The organism is Polymorphospora sp. NPDC051019, from assembly GCF_040683055.1.
Taxonomy (GTDB): domain Bacteria; phylum Actinomycetota; class Actinomycetes; order Mycobacteriales; family Micromonosporaceae; genus Polymorphospora; species Polymorphospora lycopeni.
In genome coordinates, this window is record NZ_JBFBCH010000001.1 from 627,286 (window position 1) to 645,436 (window position 18,151).

Below are 18,151 nucleotides of genomic sequence, written 5' to 3' on the forward strand. Positions count from 1 at the left end.
CCCGGTGCGCCAGCGGCTTCGGCAGGCGCTGTGCCGGGACGGCTACCTGTTCCCCACCGCCGTCGCCGGCCTGTACGGCCGGGACGGGCGTTTCGAGAGCCTGGTGGACGCGGTCGGCTCGGCCGTCTCGGCGATGGCCGCCGAGGTCGGCGCGGCGGTGGTCCGGTATCCGCCGGCGGTCGCCGCCGACGAACTGCACCGGGTCGGCTACCTGCGCTCGTTCCCACACCTGGCCGGCACGATCAGCGTCTGCGCCGACACCACGGGCCGCGAGACGGCGGTCGCCGCCCGGTTGCACCGCGACGGTGCGTGGGAGGAACTGCTGCGGCCGTCGGAGCTGGCACCGTGCCCGGCCGCCTGCTATCCGGTCTACCCCCACCTCGCCGGCCGTGACGTCGGCGGCGGCGAGTGGTACGACACGATGGGCTACTGCTTCCGGCGGGAGCCGAGCGACGACCCCTTCCGGATGCAACTGTTCCGGATGCACGAGATCGTCTGCGTCGGCGACCGGGCCACGGTCGACCGGTTCCTGGCCCGGGCCCACGACTTCGCCGGGCGGCTGTTCACCGGCTTCGGGCTGACCGTCACGCGGGCGGTCGCCACCGACCCGTTCTTCGGCTCCGGCGGCCGGATGCTCGCCCGCGAGCAGCTCGAACGCGATCTCAAGCAGGAGTACGTCTGCCCGACCGACGACGGCGGCGTCGCGCTGGCCTCGGTCAACGACCACGAGACGCACTTCACCCGCCCGTACGGCGTCACCGGCGGCGACGGGCAGCCGGCGGTCTCGGCGTGCGTGGGGTTCGGGCTGGAACGGGTCGTCCTGGCCGCGTTCCTCCAGCACGGCCCGAGTCCGCGGGGCTGGCCGGAGATCACCCGCCGGGCATTCGGTGCCGGCCGGCCGGACCGGGCGGCCGACGACGGTGCCGCGGCGGACCGGTGACCGGCGGGCCGCCCGCCGGAGAGGCCGCCCGGCGGGCGGCGGTGGTCCTGCGCCGGCACGCCGACGACGTCGACCGGCAGGGCCGCTTCCCGCACGAGTCGGTGGCGGCGTTGCGGGCCGAGGGGCTGCTCGCCGCGCTGATCCCCGGCGACCTCGGCGGCGGCGGGCTGACCGTCGCCGAGGTCGCCGACGTCTGCACGATCCTGGGAAAGTCCTGCGCGTCGACGGCGATGATCTTCGCGATGCACCAGATCCAGGTCGCGTGCCTCGTCGCGCACGGCGGGGCGCCCGGCCGCGACTTCCTGCGCCCCGCCGCCGCCGGGCAGTTGCTCGTCGCGTCCGGGACCTCCGAGGACGGGCACGGCGGCGACATCCGCTCCAGCACCGCCGCCGTCGAAGCCGACGGCGACCACGTCCGGCTGCGCAAGCACGTCGGCACCATGTCGTACGGGGAGCAGGCCGACGCCCTGCTGGTCACCGCCCGCCGCGGCCCCGACGCGGCCGGAACCGACCAGGTCCTCGTCCTGTTGCGCCGTACGGACCCACCGGCCGGCGAGTGGACGAAGGTCGAGGCGACCCGGCCGTGGAACGCCCTCGGCCTGCGCGGAACCGCCAGCGTCGGCGCCACCGTCGACGCCCGGGCGGCGGCCGGCGGCGTCCTGCCGGCCGCGTTCGCGGAGATCCTCGCCGCGACCATGTTCCCGGTCAGCCACGTGCTGTGGTCGGCGGTGTGGCTGGGCATCGCCGCCGACGCGCTGGAGACCGCCGGCCGGCACCTGCGTCGGCCGGGCCGTGGGCAACGCGCGCTGCCGCCGGGCTACACCGAGCAGGTAGCGGCCTTCTACGAGTTGGACGGGTTCTGCCGGCGGCAGGCGGCGGCGGTGTCGGTCCGGCCGGGTGGTGGTACGGCCGGACCGTCCGCCGGGCTCCGCGGCGCCGTCGAACTGAACAGCCTGAAGGTACGCGTGTCCCGTGGGGTGGTGGACATCGTCGTCGGCGCGATGGCCGCGGTCGGGTTGGACGCCTACCTGCTGGACACCGACGTCGCCCTCGGCCGTCAGCTACGGGACGCGATGAGCGCGCCGTTGATGATCCGCAACGACCGCCTGCTGGACAACGTCGGCGACTCGCTGCGGATCCTCAAAACGCTGTTCTGACCCGGTCGGTCAATCCCGGCGGCGGAACTCCAGGCCGTCGAACGTCCCCGCCGCGCGCCACTGCCCGATGAAGCGGAAGAACGCCTGGGCGCCCTGCGGATATCCGACGAAGAACGCCCGCCGGGGGCCGGAGTCCTGGCCCTCGTTGTTGTAGGAGCCGGGCGTGCAGTCGGCCGATCCGACGTTGCTGGTCGAGCCCAGCAGCAGCTCCATCCAGGCGTCCTCGGCCTCGCGGGTCACCTCGACCTCGTCGTGGCCGTGCTCGAGGGCGTGCCGGACGATGCCGGTGATGGTCGTCCCCGACTCGGTCAGGTTGTGCGGGATGTTGGCGATCAGGCGGGCGCCGTGCGAGGGCTGCACGAAGAACGCGTTGGGGAAACCGTGCACGTGGATGCCGTGCAGGGTACGCATCCCCTCGCCCCAGTAGTCCGACAGTCGCCCGTCGCGACCGGTCATGTCGAAGCCGCCACGTTCGGTGAACGGGGTGCTGACCTCGAACCCGGTCGCGTAGACGATGCAGTCCACCGGGTGCTCGACACCGCCGGCGACGATCCCGGTCGCGGTGATGCGCTCGACGCCGCGCCCGTCGGTGTCGACCAGGTGGGTGTTGGGCCGGTTGAACGACTGGAGGTATTCGTCGGAGAAGCACGGCCGCTTGCAGAGCTGCCGGTACCACGCCTTGAGCCGCCGCGCCGTCTCCGGGTCGTCGACGACGGTGTCGACCCGGGCGCGGATCTCCTCCATCTTCTCGAAGTCCGCGTCCTCGTACGCGGCGTTGATGCCGTCGCGGGTCAGCTGGGTGCGGGGCAGCTTGCGGATCCGGTCGCGGGCCCGGCGGGCGAGATCGGTCCACGCGTCCATCACCAGGTCCTCGCGCGCGGAGCCGGTCTGGTTGGCGGTGAAGTTCTCCAGCCAGCGTTGCTGCCAGCCGGGGGTGGCGATCTCGGCGAACCAGGCCGGGTCGGTGGGCCGGTTGCCGCGTACGTCCACAGAGGACGGCGTCCGCTGGAAGACGAGTAGTTCGGCGGCGTCGCGGGCCAGGGGCGGCACGCACTGCACTGCGGTGGCGCCGGTGCCGATGACGGCGACGCGCTTGTCCCGCAGCCGGTCCATGGGTGCGCCGAGCGGGTCGCCGCCGGTGTATTCGTAGTCCCAGCGGCTGGTGTGGAAGCTGTGCCCGCCGAACGTCTCCAGCCCCGGGATGCGGGGGATCTTCGGTACGTGCAGCGGCCCGGTCCCGAGTGCGACGAACCGGGCGGTGAACTCGTCGCCCCGGTCCGTACGCACGATCCACCGCGAGTGGTCGCCGTCCCACCGCAGGTCCGTCACCTGGGTGTGGAAGAGCGCGTCGGCGTAGAGGTCGAAGTGCTTGCCGATGCGCCGGCAGTGCTCCAGGATCTCCGGCCCGTGCGCGTACTTCTCCGACGGCATGTAGCCGGTCTCTTCGAGCAGTGGCATGTAGACGAACGAGGCGGTGTCGCACTGCACGCCCGGGTACCGGTTCCAGTACCAGGCGCCGCCGAAGTCGCCGCCCTTCTCGACGATCCGGACCGAATCGACGCCGGCCTGCTTGAGCTGGGCACACGTGGCCAGGCCGGCGAAGCCGCCACCGACGAAGACGACGGTGACGTGGTCGCGTTTCGGCGGACGTGGCGTGACCGGGGTGAACGGATCCGGGCGGCCGTCTTCCCACCGGCGGTACTGCAGCGGCCCGTCCGGCCGTAGCCGCTTGTCACGCTCCAGCGCGTACCGGCGCTTCAGCGCTTCCTTGTCGGTCATCGGTGGTTCCCCTGTCGACATGAGACATCCGGCCGGTGTCGTGGCGGCGTGGTCGGTCCGGGCTTACCGGTATCAGACCAGTTCCTCGACATCAAGCCCCCACCAGGCGTCGTTCCAGGCGTGGTAGCCGTAGCGGATCTCCGCGGCCCTGGCCCGTACCTGTTCCTCGACCGCGTTCTGCCGGCCGCCGTTGCGCAGCACCCGGGCCACCAGCCCGGCCACCTCCGCGATCACCGGTGGGTCCATGCCGAGGGTGGTGACCGCCGCCGTGCCCAGGCGCAGCCCGCTGGGTCGGCGGGGGCCGCTCGGGTCGTTGGGGATCTGGTTGCCGTTGCTGAGGATGCCGGCCGCCGAGAGCCACTGCGCCGCCACGTCGCCGGTCACCCCGATGGGGCGTACGTCGGCCAGGCAGGCGTGGTTCTCGGTCCCGTCGGTGACCAGGTCGAAGCCCCACAGCACGAGGTTGTCGGCGAGGCAGCGGCTGTTCTCCACGACCTGCCTGGTGTAGGCCCGGAACGAGTCGGTCAGCGCCTCGCCGAGCGCGGCGGCGATGCCGGCCACGATCCGCACGTTCGTCCCGCCCTGGCAGATGGGGTAGACGGCCCGGTCGACCTTGTCGGCCAGTGCGGCCGTGCTCAGGATGAGTCCGGCGCGGGGACCGCGCAGGGTCTTGTAGGTGGCGGCGGTCATGATGTCGACGTGCGGTGCCGGGCTGGGAATCGCGCCGCCGGCGATGAGCCCGGCCGACTGGGAGATGTCGGCGATGAGGACGGCACCGACCTCGTCGGCGATGTCACGCAGCGCGCGGAAGTCCCACAGCCGGGGATACGAGGTGTCGCCGCAGAAGATGGCGCGGGGCCGCTCCCGGTGGGCGAGGGCGCGGATCATGTCGTGGTCGAGCCGGCCGGTGTCGGGCCGCAGGCCGTACGGGACCACCCGGAACATCCGGCCGATGAGGTGCAGCGAGCCGCCGGTGGAGTAGTGGCCGCCCGCGGCGGTCTGCAGGCCCAGGACCGGGTCGCCGGGCTGGAGTACGGCCAGCGCCGCCGCGAGGTTGGCCATGGTGCCCCGGTAGGGCTGGACGTTGGCGTGCTCGCTGCCGAAGAGGCGGCAGGCGCGCTCGACGGCGAGCCGCTCGATGGCGTCGGACACCGCCTGCCCCTGGTGGTAGCGGCGGCCCGGGTATCCCTCGCAGTGCACCGCTTCGAGCGCGGGGTGCATGGCGGCCCGCACCGCCGGGGTCAGGTAGTTCGCCGCGGCGATCAGGTTGATGGTGGTGGACTGCCGGGTCAGCTCCTCTTCGATCATCCGGGCGATGGTCGCGTCCGCGCCTCGCAGCGCCGAGACGTCGTCGACTCCTGACACAGGCTCACCCACTCAGCCACCGTCCCACTCAATGATGATCTTCATTGCGCATTAACCAATGTAACTCATGTGGACGGCCATCAAATGAGCCGAGGGAGAAGCCGCCGACGGCGAGGTAGACAGCGTCGGCCATCCATATCGGGCAAAACTGGTGACAGTCGGCGGGATCGCTCCCACGCCGGCCAGCGGTCGCATTAACGCGAGCCCGGACACGTCGACAAAGGCGGGCTGTCCGTCCACACAAATTGGATCGGAGATGCCTGGAATCTTGACCGTTCAGCCGATTCCGGGATGAATTGCGGACGGCCGGCGCTACGCCGTCGCCGGTTCCGCCGCGGTCACCCGACCGGTCGACCGCCAGAACATCCAGCCACACAGGAACGGCACGGTCAGGCCGTGCGCGCCGAGGACCGAGCAGACGTGCGTCCGGTGGTCGTTGCCGTGCTGGAGGGCCTCCAGGAGCACCAGCGGCCGCGCCCCGGTGACCTCGGGCCACGGGCCGCGCGGCGGCAACGTGACCTCCATCTCCTCCCGGCGCCGCAGCACGTCGCGCCACCGCTCGCTCTGCCCGGCCCACACCGCGTGCAACTCGGCGAGCGTGAAGGACTCCTCCTCGACCACCGGCACCTCGGCCGCCTCGCCGGTGAGCCGCCGCAGGAGCCGCTGGTCCTCGGCGATGATGTGGGTGATCGTCGGGACGATGGCGCCGTACGTGCCCGGCGTCGAGAGAGCGAGCTGTTCGGGCGTCAACGTCTGGCAATGCTCGATGAGCGCCCGGGTGGCCCAGATGTGATGCTCGAAAAGGATCTCGAAGTCTCCCACCCGGCCATGCTATTCACGGCGCGACGGACGGTGCAAGCACGGCCCTCGATCAGACGGCGCCCGAACCCGGCCCTTTCCGCTCACACCCGGTGCGCAAAACTTGTTTCCGGCCCGAGACCTGGACGGGGAAACCGCCGGCAAACCCGGTTATCGGCAATGGAGCCGTCCGTCGAAATGATTTCGACACGACTAGTGGCGCCTTTCGTCTCATCGGGACACCGGCACCTGGCGCCCGGTGCCGTCGTCGATGACCGGCAGCGCCTCCCACCGCCCCAGGTCCGCGTCCGGGCCCACCGGCCCCCGGCACAGGGTGTAGCGGTCGGGCGCGACGACGCCGGGCTCGTCCGGCAGCGCCGCGACCACCCGGCGGTGCAGGTCCGGCAGCGGTTCGGGGGGCGTCGCCCCGTCGACGGCGACGTAGACCTCCAGGTCGACGACCTGCTCCGGGCCGGCCGCCGGTCGGCACGCGACCGTCACCGCGGTGCCGGGCAGCAGGCCGGCGACCAGCCGCCGCACCGCCTCCGGCCGGGTCCAGCCGGCCCGGGTACGGACCCAGTCCGGGCCCCGTACGACCGGCGCGACCCCGCACAGCCTGGCCACGTCGGCGACCGACAACTCCTCGTGCACGGCGGTGCAGACGACCAGTTCCAGGCCACGCAGGAACCGCTCCCCGACCGGCGGGGGCAGGTAGCGCCCGTCGGCCAGCAGGACCAGCCCGCACCGGTCCGGCTCGGGCCGGTTGAAGCTGAGCATGAACTTCATGTCGTGCCGGGGCAGCGACTCGAACCGGCTGAAGGTGCTCGCGGCCCGCAGCTCAGCCAGCTCGGCCGGGTCCGGAACCGTGGCCGGCGGCGCCCAGTCGCGGTCGCGGCGCGCGTCGTTGAAGTACGCCGACAGGTCGAAGCGCAGGCCACGGGCGAGCCCGACCTCCGCCTGCCGCGCGGCCAGGTCGTCGAGGTGGTACTGGCCGTTGCGGTAGCCGCGTACGGCCGCCGGGAACGCCTGGCGGAAGGCCGCCGACAGCGCGACGTCCTGTCGTGGCAGCACGAACAGGCCGTCCTGCGCGGTGGGCGCCCGCAGGGCACGCAGCCGGGCGTCGAAGCGGTTACCGGTGATCAACTGGAGCACCGCGGCGTCCTGACCGGAGTAGGCGGCCAGCCACAGCGCGGTGACCGTCAGCAGCACCGTCGAGATGGAGGTGTTGGAGCGGGCGGCGAGGATCGGCGTCGCGACCGCGACCGCCGGGGACACCATGCGGTAGCGGTGGATCGGCGGACCGTCGGCCGGCACCGGCGCGAAGTCGAACATGGTCGCGGGCGCGGCGTGCAGCCGCTCCCCCCAGTGCCGGAGCGCCCCCGCCGCCAACTGCCGGCCGGCCTCCGACCGCTCGAACTCAAGCTGTTCGAGCGGCGACCAGGCGGTGTCGGGCTCGGCGGCCGGCGCGGGTTCGGCGCCGAGCAGCACCCGCAGGTCCTCGGCCAGGCTCTCCACCGCCCAGTTGTCGACCGCCACGTGCGAGGCGACCAGCACCACCGCCACCACCTGCTCCGCCGGGGAGAGCACGGCGGCGAACCGGACCGGCCACAGCGAGGTCAGGTCGAAGCTGTCGGCGGTCAGCGTCCCGGCGATGTCGGCGGCGTGGGCGGCGGCGTCGGCGCCGTCCGGCAGCGGGTGGAAGGCGACCGCCATCTCACCGGTGCCGGCGATCCGCTGCTCGCCGTCGACGAAGTGCGTACGCAGCGACGAGTGCCGTTCGACGAGGGCGCGTACGGCGTCGAGGAACCGCTCGCCGCTCACCGGCCGGGCCAGCTCGAACGACCGGCTGAGGTTGAACGACGCGGTGGCGTCGCCGAACCACTGCAACGGCTTCCAGATGGCGTACTGGCCCCAGGTCAGCGGGGCGGTGACGGACTCACCGGCGTCGAACGTCAGGTGACGGATCGGCATGGCGCACATGATGTCCCCGGTCGTCGCATCGGCGGGCGTCGTTGATGATCCAGCGGGCCCTGGAGCGTACCGTCGCGCCCGGACCGGGGTCAACGAGTCGCGTCGCCGGCCGTTCCGGCGAGGCGGCACGACGTCCCGGTGATGCGGTATCGTCCGTCCGATAGCCACGCGTCGATCGCGCCGGCCGCCGGCGTGGCACCACGTTCCGGCGAGCGACATCAGAGTGACGTCCCGCAGAAGTGACGTTCCCGAGCGGCGATGCTCCGAAGAGGACGGTGCGCACCGCACGGTGTCGCCGTTCCGGCCGGCGACCGCCACCGCCACCGCCACCGATCACGTTCTGGAGACGGAATTGCGAAACGACGCCCCAGCCCATCCCCGGCGGCGTGACCGGATCAGGCAGGGGATCGTCCATGCCGGCGCGATCGCCCGGCCCCGGTGGGAGATCGCGAAACTGATCCCGACGGCCGGCTGGCCGCTGACCGTCGCCCTCACCCTGTTCAACGTCGTGTTCGGACTGCTGCCGGTGGCGTTCGTGGTCGCGACGAGCGTCCTGCTCGGCCAGGTGCCCGCCGCGGTGACCGGCGGCGCCGACTCGGCGGCGTGGGCCGACATGATGCTCGCCTTCTGGATCGCCGCCGCGGCCTTCGTCGGCCAGCAGGTGCTCGCCCCGCTGCAGAGCGCCCTCGGCGAGCTCGTGGCCCGGCGGGTCGACGGCAAGGTGACCCGGATGCTGATGGCGGCCTCGCTGCGCAGCCCGACCGTCGCACCGCTGGAGAACCAGCGGCTGCTCAACGAGCTCGGCGACGCCGGCCGCGAACTCGAACACGGCTTCACCAGCCCCGGCAAGGCGTGCGCCGGACTGCTCGCCCTCGTCGCCCGGTACGTGCAACTCGCCGGCCACGTCGTACTGATCGGGTTGTTCTTCTCGTGGCTGATGGGCGTCGCGGTCGCCGCCGTGGTCATGTTCCTGCGCCACGGGCAGCGCGGCGGGCTACGCAGATACTCGCAGGTGGGGCGGGTCATCGCGGCCGACCGCCGGCGGAGCGACTACCTGCGCGACGTGGCCGCCGGCGCACCGGGCGGCAAGGAGATCCGGGTCTTCGGGCTGGCCGGCTGGCTGGCCGACCGCTACCGCGACGGATACATGAAGTGGATCGTGCTGGTCTGGGCCGCCCGGCGCCGGGTCTTCCTCAAGCCGCACCTGTGGATGGCCGCCGCCGCCCTGCTGGTCACCGCGGCGCTGCTCGGATCGGTCGGCGCGGAGGCGGCCGGGGCGCTGCCGCTGACGAACCTGGTCGTCACCCTTCAGGCGGTCCTGGCGGCGCTGCGCCTCGGCGAGCAGTACCCGGAGTCCGACGTACCGACCCAGTTCGGGATGAACGCCTACGACGCGGTCCGCACCTTCGACAGCAGCGTCCGGGCGATGACCCCGGCGACCGGCCCGGACGACGGGGACGAGGTCCGGGCCCCGGCCAGCGGCATCCGGTTCGAAGGCGTGGGATTCGGCTACCCGGGCGAGAACCGGGCCGTCTTCGACGGGCTGGAGCTGGCCATCCCGGCCGGCCGGTCGACCGCCATCGTCGGTGTCAACGGAGCCGGCAAGACCACCCTCGTCAAGCTCCTCGCCCGGCTGCAGGAACCGACCAAGGGCAGCGTACGCGTCGACGGGGTGGACGTACGCGAGCTGCCGGTCGACGGGTGGCGGCGGCACATCGCCGTCATCTTCCAGGACTACCTGCGCCACGACCTGTCGGCGGCGGAGAACATCGGGTTCGGTGCGGTGGAGCACCTGTCCGACCGGGACGGCATCCGCGCCGCCGCCGACGCGGCCGGCATCCTCGACGCCCTCGACCGCCTGCCCAAGGGGCTGGACAGTCCGCTGGCCCGGCACCTCGACGGCGGCGTGGACCTGTCGGGCGGGCAGTGGCAGCGGGTGGCGATCGCCCGGGCGCTGTTCGCGCTGCGTCACGGCGCCTCGATCCTCGTCCTCGACGAGCCCACCGCCAACCTCGACGTGCGCGCGGAAGCCCAGTTCTACGACGAGTTCGTCCGGCTCACCGAGGGGATGACCACGATCCTCGTGTCACACCGGTTCTCCACCGTCCGGCACGCCGACAACATCGTCGTACTCGAACACGGGCGGGTCGCCGAGCAGGGCTCGCACGACGAGCTCGTACGCCTCGGCGGCCGCTACGCCGAACTGTTCCGGTTGCAGGCGAGCCGGTTCACCGACGACGCGAAGGCGGCCTGATGCGGGACCTGTTCTCCACCGCCCGGCAACTGCTGTCGATCTGCTGGCACCAGAACCGGCGCAAGACGATCGTCGCGGTCACGCTGATGATCGCCGGTGCGGTGGCCGCGCCGCTGACCGCGCTCGGCCTGCGCTGGCTGATCGACGCCGCCCTCGACGGCCGGGTGGCCGACGCCGTGTCCGCCGGTGTCACGGTCGCCGCGCTGGCCGTCGCCGCGCTCACCCTGGGCCACTTCGCCCACATCGCACACTTCGAGCTGTCCGAACTGAACGTGGTCCACATGGACCGGGAGATCATCGCCCTGGCGAACGGGTCGCCCGGGCTGGCCCACCACGAGCGGGCCGACTACGCCGACAAGCTCACCGTGCTCCGCCGCGAGATGCAGCAACTGCGCAGCAGCCTGGAGGCGCTGCTCGCCCTCGCCGGGCTGGCCGTGGCGATGGTGCTCACCGCGGTGCTGCTGGCGATGGTCAACCCGTTCCTGCTCCTGCTTCCGCTGGCCGCCGTACCGCCCCTGGTCACCGGGCGGATCGCCGAGCGGATGGTCGACCGGGCCAAGCTGGCCACGGCCCAGGACGACCGGGTGGCCCAGCGCCTGTTCCAGATCACCACCGACGCCGGACCGGCCAAGGAGCTGCGCGTCTTCCGGCTCCAGCGGGAGGTGCTGGCCCGGCACCGGTCGTTGTGGGACGGCGTCACCCGGCGGCTGTGGCGCTCGCACCAGGCGGCGACCCTGGTGCGGACCGCCGGTCAGCTCTGCTTCGCCGCCGGATACGTCGTCTGCATCCTGCTCGTGGTCCGCGACGCGGCCGCCGGCCGGCGCACGGTCGGCGAGGTGGTGCTGTCGATCGCCCTCGCCGCCCAGGTCAACCAGCAGGTGGCCGCGGCCGTGGCCCAGCTGCAGCAGTTCCAGCAGATCACCAACGCCTTCGTACGCCTGAACGAGATGCGCGAACTGATCGACACGGCCGAACCGGTGGCCGCCGACAGCGAGCCGCCGACCCGGCTCAGCGAGGGCATCCGGCTGCGTGGTGTCGAGTTCGGCTATCCCGGCGCCGCCGCCCCGGTCCTGCGGGACGTCGACGTGACCCTGCCGGCCGGCACCTCCGTGGCCATCGTCGGCGAGAACGGGGCCGGCAAGAGCACCCTGGTCAAGCTGCTCTGCGGCTTCTACCAGCCGGTCCGGGGCGAGATCCTCGTCGACGGCGTCGAGCTGCGCCGGATCCCGCTCGAACAGTGGCGGTCCCGGATCGCGGCCGGCTTCCAGGACTTCGTCCGCTTCGAGTTCCTGGCCCGGGAGGCCGTCGGCGTCGGCGACCTGCCCCGGATCACCTCCGGGCCGGCGGTGTCGGCCGCGCTCGGGCGGGCACAGGCGACCGACGTCGTGGACCGGCTCGACCACGGGCTGGAGACCCCGCTCGGCAAGACCCTCCCCCAGGGCACCGAACTGTCCGGCGGGCAGTGGCAGAAGCTCGCGCTCGGCCGGGCGCTGATGCGCGAGGAGCCGCTCCTGCTCGTCCTCGACGAGCCGACGTCGGCGCTGGACGCCGCCGCCGAACACGCGCTGTTCGAGCGGTACGCCGCCCAGTCGCGCGAGCTGGCGGCGAAGACCGGGGCCATCACCGTCTTCGTCTCGCACCGGTTCTCCACCGTCCGGATGGCCGACCTGATCATCGTGGTCGCCGACGGGCGGATCGTGGAGGCCGGCGACCACGCCGCGCTGGTCCGGGCCGGCGGCCTCTACGCGGAGCTGTACGAGCTGCAGGCGGAGGCCTACCGGTGAATCCGGGCGCCCGGCTCAGGTCACCGGGACTGGAGCGGGCGCACCGGTGACGGTGGCCGGCCAGTGCAGGTCGACGCCGCGCCGGTCCAGTTCGGCCCGGAAGTCCTCGAGCAGTTTCGCGTCGTCGCGTACGGCGTGCGGCGACGTCTGCCGGTCCAGGCAGTAGGCGGCGAGCGCGCCGGCCGCCTCGCCGATCGACCATTCGGCCGGGTGCACCCGGTAGCAGCCGTTGGTGATGTGCGTCGTCCCGATCGCCTTGCCGGCCGCCACCACGTTCGTGACCCGTCTGGGCAGCAGCGCCCCGAGCGGAATCTCGAACGGGTGCGCGGCCACGTCGAGGTAGCCGTCGCCGCCGGTCGTCGGGTGCAGGTCGATCCGGTAGTGGCCGGTGCCGACCGAGTCGTGGTAGCGCACCGCCCCGGCGTCGCCACGTACGGCGACGGACAGGTCCTGCTCGGTCGGTGTCGTCACCGCCTCGAGCCGGCGGGCCTCGCGGATGTACGGCGCCTGCGCGAAGCCGTCGGCGGTGCCGGTCACGTCGGGCCGCGGCCGCAGCCCGGGGAAGCCGGTGCCGCCGTCCGGCCGGGGCGCCTCGGTCTGCATCCAGTAGAGGAACGCCTGGCTGAACTCCTTCGCCCGCCGGACGTGCCGCTCGGCGTCCGGCACGTCGAACAGCGGCCCGTCCAGGTAGTCGGTCATCGGCCAGTTGACGATCGTGACGTCGCTGCGCAGCAGGCCGGGCCGGAACGCCTGCCGGTCCAGGATCCGCCGGTAGGTCCACAGCTCCGGGGCGAGCAGCGCCTCCTCCATCGACGTCGTCGCCGTCGCCGGTGGGTTCGGGACGAACCGGCCGGTGACCGGCTCGCCGGTGCGCGGATCGGGGTAGGTCCAGCTGAAGAGCCGGCCGGGCCAGCCCGGCGCCGACTGGTCACGCCAGTGGGCGTAGTCGGCCGGCCGGTCCACGGTGTGGTCGCCGTCGACATGTTCGAGCGCGAAGCAGACGGTGGCCGCCTGCATGTTCAGCGGCGCCGCCTCGCGGGGCGCGCTCGGCTCGCCGGTCTGCGCCTGCGACTCGGTGCCGGTGCGGTGTTCGATGCCGGCCAGGGCCAGCAACTCGCCGGTCTCGCTCGCCTCCAGCACCAGCCGGGCGCCGATGTGGCGTACGGTGCCGTCGGCCAGCCGTACGGCGACGCCGGTGACCGTGTCCCGGTCGGTGTACGCCCGCCGCAGTTGTGCCCGGGTGTGGATGGTCAGCCGTCCGGCCGCGCACCAGGGGGCGGTCATCGCCTGGAGTACGGCCAGCGCCGCACGGGGTTCGTGGCACAGCGGGCTCACCCAGCCGTTGCCGGGGTTGAGCAGGTCGCCGGCCGTTCCGGACGCCAGCGGGTACCAGTCGCGGTAGTGACCGCGTACGCCCTGCCGGAAGCGCCGGTAGGCGCGCGTCGAGCCGTGCGTCTCGATCCACCGGTGCTCGTCCGGCGGCACCGCCTGCGAGGTGAGCTGCCCGCCGATCCACTCGTACGGCTCCACGACGACGACCCGGGCGCCGCCCTCGCAGGCGGCGAGCGCCGCGGCGATCCCGCCCACTCCCCCGCCGACGACGAGTACGTCGGTGAACTCCTCGACCGTCGTCGTGCCCGTGCCCATCAGCCGCCCTCGCCTCGTCGTGCCGTCAGTGAGAAGTGGTACCGGTCGCCCCGGTAGAACGAGACCGCGCGTTCGATCGCCCGGCCGCGCCCGTCGTAGCCGATGCGGCGTACCTCGAGCAGGGCCGCCGTCGCCGGGATCTCCAGCAGGTCGCACTGCCGCCGCGTCGGTACGACGGCGGCGATCATCTGCTGGGCGACGGTGACCTGGACGCTGTAGCGGTCCTTCATGGTCTCGTAGAGCCCGCCGCCGAGGTCCTCGACCAGCAGTCCCGGAAACAGGTCGGCGGGCAGGTGCACCTCTTCCAGGCACATCGGCGCCCCGTCGGCCAGCCGCAGCCGCTCGATCCGGTAGAGCAGCGACCCCTCGGGCAGGCCGAGTTCGGTGGCCACGGCGTCGCGGGCGACGACCGCGTCGGCGTCGATCATCTTGCTGCTCGGGGTGAGGCCACGGGCCCGCATGTCCTCGCTGAACCCGCTGAGGCTGGTGTCCTTGGCGATACGGGTGTCGGAGACGAAGGTGCCCTGGCCCCGGATGGTGTAGATCAGGCCGGCGTCGAGCAGTTCACGCAGCGCCTGGCGCAGGGTGGTCCGGCTGACGCCGAGTTCCTCGGCGAGGTCCCGCTCGCGGGGCAGCGCCGCGTGCGGCGCCAGGGCCGAGACGCGGTGCCGCAGTTCGGCGCGGATCTGGCTCAGTTTGGTGGTCATCACGGCTCCGCTGTGGGGTGTGGGCAGGCCTGCGCGAACCAGCGCGTGGTGCGGACCGGGTCGGAGATGGCGGTGCCGACGACGACGGCCCACGCGCCCTCGGCGAACGCCGCCGATACCTGGGCACGGGTACGGTACCGCCCCTCCGCGATCACCGGAACGGGACAGTGTCGAGCCAGGGCGCCGACCAGGGCGATGTCCGGCCACTCCGGAACCGGGCCGGCGGTGTAGCCGGACAGCGTCGTGCCGACCAGGTCGGCTCCGGCGTCGACGGCGGCCAGGGCGGCGTCGAGACTGTCCACGTCGGCCATGAACAGGGCGCCGCCGGCGTGCGCGGCGGCCACGAGGTCGACGAGCTTCTCCCCGCCGGGCCGGGGGCGGCCGGTGCCGTCCGCCGCGACGATCTGCGCGCCGGCCGAGGTCAGCGCGGTCACGTCGGCCACGGTCGGGGTGATGTAGACGGAGCTGCCGGGGGTGGTGCGCTTGACCAGGCCGATGACCGGCACACCGAGGTCGACCATGCCGCGTACGTGTGCGATCCCCTGTCCACGCAGGCCGGCGGCGCCGCCGAGCACGGCCGCGGACGCCATCGCCATCATGTGCGCGGTGTCCACGAACGGGCTGTCGCTGTCCTGGGCCTGGCACGAGACGACCAGCCGTCCACGGATGGCATCGGCCACGTTCATCGGGGTTCAACCTCTTCTACGACGTCGACCTTTTCCAGGTCGACTTGGACGGTGAGTGCGGCGAGCGGGGCCGGTACGGCCGAGCCGTCGGACAGGGCGAGCGCGCCGGTGAGCGGGTCGCCGGCCGCCGGTACCGGCCGGGCCTGCGGCAGGCCGGCGCGCAGCGCGGCGGTGAACGGTGCCAGCAGCAGGTCGCCGGCGCGGAAGAGGCCGCCGGTGCCGGCGACCGGCACCTCGGATTCGACCGGCCCGGCACGGCGTACCGCGCCGATCACCGACTCGGCGAGCAGCCGGCCGGCCCGGTCCCAGATCTGGCGGGCGCCGTCATGGCCGGCGCGGGCCAGGTCGGCGACGGTGGTGGCGAAGCCGGCGACCTGTTCCGGGGTCGGCGGGCGGTCCCGCCAGCGGGCCGGCAGCTCGCCGACCGGCCCGAACGCGGCGGTGACCGCCGCCAGCAGCGGGCCCGACCGGCCGCGGTCGTGGTCGCGCAGTGCCAGCCGGATGCCGGCCCGGCCGATCCAGTGCCCGGAGCCACGGTCGCCGAGGTCGGCGCCCCAACCGTCGGCGCGGGCGACGGTGGCGCCGACGGCGAGCACCACCACTCCGGTGCCGACGGCGACGACCGCGCCGGGGACCGGCCCGAGCGCACCGAGATAGGCGGTGACGCTGTCGTCGGCCACCCGCAGCGTCCCGCGCAGGCCCAGCTCGCGCAGCCCGGCCCGGATCGCGTCCACCCGTGGCGGCTGTCCGTTGAGGCCGGTCATCCCGACCCCGACCAGCACCGGCGGGTCCGGGGCCGGTCCGAGATCGGCGAGCGCGTCACGTACCGCCGTGACGATGCTGGCGTCCGGGTCGTCGCCCCAGAAGCCGCCGGTGTCGGCGCGGCCGGTGCGGGTGCCGTACCGGGCGACGGCGCGGCAGCCGCCCTGGCCGAGGTCGACCCCGACCCGTACGGCGCCGGGCCGGGCCGGTGCGGGGCCGCCCGCGCCGGTGGCGTCCACTACCGCACCGCCTTGTCGAGGGAGGTGTCGCCGGACAGGCTCAGCTCGGCGTAGTGGCAGGCGACCTCGCGGCCGGCGACCATCCGCAGTTCCGGTTCGGTCTCCGCGCACCGGGGCTGGGCGAGCGGGCACCGGGTCCGGAACCGGCAGCCGGACGGCGGGGAGGCGGGCGAGGGGACCTCGCCGGTGAGCACGATCCGTTCGCGGGGCGGTGCCGCCCAGGGCCGGGGCACCGGGGCCGCCGAGATCAGCGCCCGGGTGTACGGGTGCGCGGGCTGGTCGTACACCGCCGCGGCGGGGCCGGTCTCCACGATCCGGCCGAGGTACATCACGGCGAGGTCGTCGCTGATGTGCCGTACCACGGACAGGTCGTGGGCGATGAACAGGTAGCCGAGGCCGAGGTCCTCGCGCAGGTCGGCGAGCAGGTTGAGGGTCTGCGCCTGTACGGACACGTCGAGGGCGCTGACCGGCTCGTCGCAGACGACGATGCGGGGCGACAGCGCCAGTGCCCGGGCGATGCCGACCCGCTGGCGCTGCCCGCCGGAGAGCTGGTGCGGGTAGCGGTCGGCGACCTCGGCGGCCAGGCCGACCCGGGCGAGCAGGTCGACGGTCCGGTCCGCCCACTCGTGGCGCGGCACGAGGTCGCGGTGCGCCCGCCAGCCCTCGGTGACGATGAACGACACCTTCTTGCGCGGGTTCAGTGACGAGTACGGGTCCTGGTACACCATCTGGATCTCGGCGGTCAGCCGACGCCGCAGGGCCGCGTCGGCGTGGTCGACGCGCTGGCCGTCGTACCAGATCTCGCCGCCGGCCGGGCGGCGCAGGCCGACGATGGTGCGGGCCAGGGTCGACTTGCCGCAGCCGGACTCGCCGACCAGGCCGAGGGTGCGGCCGGCGGTCACGGTGAGGCTGAGCCGGTCGACGGCGGTGACGTCCGGCCCCCGGTTGAACAGGCCGCCGCCGGCGGGATAGGTGATCCGGAGCTGCCTGACCTCAAGCCGCGCCCTTGACGGTGTCGACACCGGTCATCACCTCCTGCGCGTAGTGGCACGCCGCTTCGTGGCCGGTGGCGACGATCCGCAGGGCCGGCCGGTCGGTGCGGCAGTTCGCCCGGGCGACGGGACAGCGGGGATGGAACGGGCAGCCGGTCGGTGGGCGCAGTGGTGACGGCGGCATGCCCTCGATCGGGGTGAGCCGGGTGCCGGGCCGGTCCGGGGCCGGGACCGAGTTCATCAACCCCCGGGTGTACGGGTGGGCCGGTGCGTCGTACACCTCGCGCAGCGGGCCGGACTCGACGACGGTGCCGGCGTACATGACCGCGACCCGGTCGGCGACGTCGGCGACCACGCCGAGGTCGTGGGTGATCAGGATCATCGCCATGCCGTCGGCCTCGCGCAGTTCCCGCAGCAGGTCCATGATCTGCGCCTGCACGGTCACGTCCAGGGCGGTGGTCGGTTCGTCGGCGATGAGCAGCCTGGGCCGCAGCGCGAGCGCCATGGCGATCACGACCCGTTGCCGCATGCCGCCGGAGAACTGGTGCGGGTAGTCGTGCGCCCGTTTCGCGGCGTTGGGGATGCCGACCCGGTCCAGGCCGGCGACGGCCCGTTGCCACGCCTCCCGGCGGGAGAGGCGCTGCCGGACCCGGAAGAGTTCGGCGATCTGCTGGCCGACCCGGACCACCGGGTTGAGCGCGGTCAGCGAGTCCTGGAAGACCATGGCGATCTCGGTCGCGGACAGTTCCCGGGTACGGCGTACCGGCTTGGCGGAGATCTCCTCGCCGGCGTACCGGATGGTGCCGCGTTCGACGCGGGCGCTGTGCCGGGGCAGCAGCGCCATGACGGCGCGTACGGTGACCGACTTGCCGGACCCGGATTCTCCGAGGATCGCCAGTGTCTCGCCCGCGTCGACGTGGAACGAGACGCCGTTGAGCGCCCGGTAGGTGCCCAGCGGGCCGTCGAACGAGACGACGAGGTCGTCGACGGCCAGCAGTGGCTGGCGGGCGGGTGGTGGTGCGACCATCGGGTCCTCCGGGTCCGGGTCGGCGGGATGTGGCGCGGGTGCC

The 18,151-nt window shown here is 73.2% G+C and carries 14 protein-coding genes; 4 read left to right on the plus strand and 10 right to left on the minus strand.

The features are described 5' to 3' along the window. Positions 1 to 4 precede the first annotated feature (4 nt). Positions 5 to 940 (plus strand): hypothetical protein, encoded by a 936-nt coding sequence (locus tag AB0M79_RS02775; RefSeq protein ID WP_364207142.1) that lies wholly within the window; start codon positions 5 to 7, stop codon positions 938 to 940. After that, on the plus strand, positions 937 to 2,097 hold the full coding sequence (locus tag AB0M79_RS02780) for an acyl-CoA dehydrogenase family protein (protein ID WP_364207144.1): 1,161 nt from the start codon (positions 937 to 939) through the stop codon (positions 2,095 to 2,097). The genes AB0M79_RS02775 and AB0M79_RS02780 overlap by 4 nt, the downstream gene beginning before the upstream one ends. Positions 2,098 to 2,106: 9 nt before the next feature. Here the strand turns inward: AB0M79_RS02780 and AB0M79_RS02785 are convergent, their stop codons facing one another. From AB0M79_RS02785 to AB0M79_RS02800, 4 genes are all read right to left on the minus strand, one after another. Further along, positions 2,107 to 3,876 (minus strand): NAD(P)/FAD-dependent oxidoreductase, encoded by a 1,770-nt coding sequence (locus AB0M79_RS02785; protein ID WP_364207146.1) that lies wholly within the window; start codon positions 3,874 to 3,876, stop codon positions 2,107 to 2,109. A 72-nt stretch (positions 3,877 to 3,948) separates the two neighbouring features. Next, positions 3,949 to 5,253, minus strand: a complete 1,305-nt coding sequence (locus tag AB0M79_RS02790; RefSeq protein WP_364207148.1) for a serine hydroxymethyltransferase — start codon at positions 5,251 to 5,253, stop codon at positions 3,949 to 3,951. 300 nt (positions 5,254 to 5,553) lie between these two features. Beyond that, positions 5,554 to 6,063, minus strand: coding sequence for a DinB family protein (locus AB0M79_RS02795; protein WP_357537058.1), 510 nt, complete (start codon positions 6,061 to 6,063; stop codon positions 5,554 to 5,556). A gap of 207 nt (positions 6,064 to 6,270) precedes the next feature. Next, complete coding sequence (locus AB0M79_RS02800) at positions 6,271 to 8,010, minus strand: condensation domain-containing protein (protein WP_364207150.1); 1,740 nt, start codon at positions 8,008 to 8,010, stop codon at positions 6,271 to 6,273. 352 nt (positions 8,011 to 8,362) lie between these two features. Here AB0M79_RS02800 and AB0M79_RS02805 point away from each other — a divergent pair, with 352 nt between their 5' ends. After that, positions 8,363 to 10,264 carry an ABC transporter ATP-binding protein gene (locus tag AB0M79_RS02805; protein WP_364207152.1) on the plus strand — a complete coding sequence of 634 codons (1,902 nt, stop codon included), beginning with the start codon at positions 8,363 to 8,365 and terminating at the stop codon, positions 10,262 to 10,264. Then, on the plus strand, positions 10,264 to 12,048 hold the full coding sequence (locus AB0M79_RS02810; protein WP_364207154.1) for an ABC transporter ATP-binding protein: 1,785 nt from the start codon (positions 10,264 to 10,266) through the stop codon (positions 12,046 to 12,048). The genes AB0M79_RS02805 and AB0M79_RS02810 overlap by 1 nt, the downstream gene beginning before the upstream one ends. A gap of 15 nt (positions 12,049 to 12,063) precedes the next feature. Here the strand turns inward: AB0M79_RS02810 and AB0M79_RS02815 are convergent, their stop codons facing one another. From AB0M79_RS02815 to AB0M79_RS02840, 6 genes are read right to left on the minus strand one after another with little or no spacing between them, the layout of a single operon-like run. Beyond that, positions 12,064 to 13,695: an FAD-dependent oxidoreductase gene (locus tag AB0M79_RS02815; RefSeq protein WP_364207156.1), complete on the minus strand. Its 1,632-nt coding sequence runs from the start codon at positions 13,693 to 13,695 to the stop codon at positions 12,064 to 12,066. Beyond that, entirely contained in the window at positions 13,695 to 14,402 is a 708-nt protein-coding gene (locus AB0M79_RS02820; protein WP_364207158.1) for a GntR family transcriptional regulator, read from the minus strand. Before AB0M79_RS02820 ends, AB0M79_RS02815 begins: the two co-directional genes overlap by 1 nt. After that, positions 14,402 to 15,088 (minus strand): putative N-acetylmannosamine-6-phosphate 2-epimerase, encoded by a 687-nt coding sequence (locus tag AB0M79_RS02825; RefSeq protein WP_364207160.1) that lies wholly within the window; start codon positions 15,086 to 15,088, stop codon positions 14,402 to 14,404. Before AB0M79_RS02825 ends, AB0M79_RS02820 begins: the two co-directional genes overlap by 1 nt. Continuing rightward, positions 15,085 to 16,089 (minus strand): BadF/BadG/BcrA/BcrD ATPase family protein, encoded by a 1,005-nt coding sequence (locus tag AB0M79_RS02830; protein ID WP_364207162.1) that lies wholly within the window; start codon positions 16,087 to 16,089, stop codon positions 15,085 to 15,087. The genes AB0M79_RS02825 and AB0M79_RS02830 overlap by 4 nt, the downstream gene beginning before the upstream one ends. After that, entirely contained in the window at positions 16,089 to 17,111 is a 1,023-nt protein-coding gene (locus tag AB0M79_RS02835) for an oligopeptide/dipeptide ABC transporter ATP-binding protein (RefSeq protein ID WP_364207164.1), read from the minus strand. Before AB0M79_RS02835 ends, AB0M79_RS02830 begins: the two co-directional genes overlap by 1 nt. Beyond that, positions 17,083 to 18,108 carry an ABC transporter ATP-binding protein gene (locus AB0M79_RS02840; protein ID WP_364207166.1) on the minus strand — a complete coding sequence of 342 codons (1,026 nt, stop codon included), beginning with the start codon at positions 18,106 to 18,108 and terminating at the stop codon, positions 17,083 to 17,085. Before AB0M79_RS02840 ends, AB0M79_RS02835 begins: the two co-directional genes overlap by 29 nt. Positions 18,109 to 18,151: the final 43 nt, after the last annotated feature.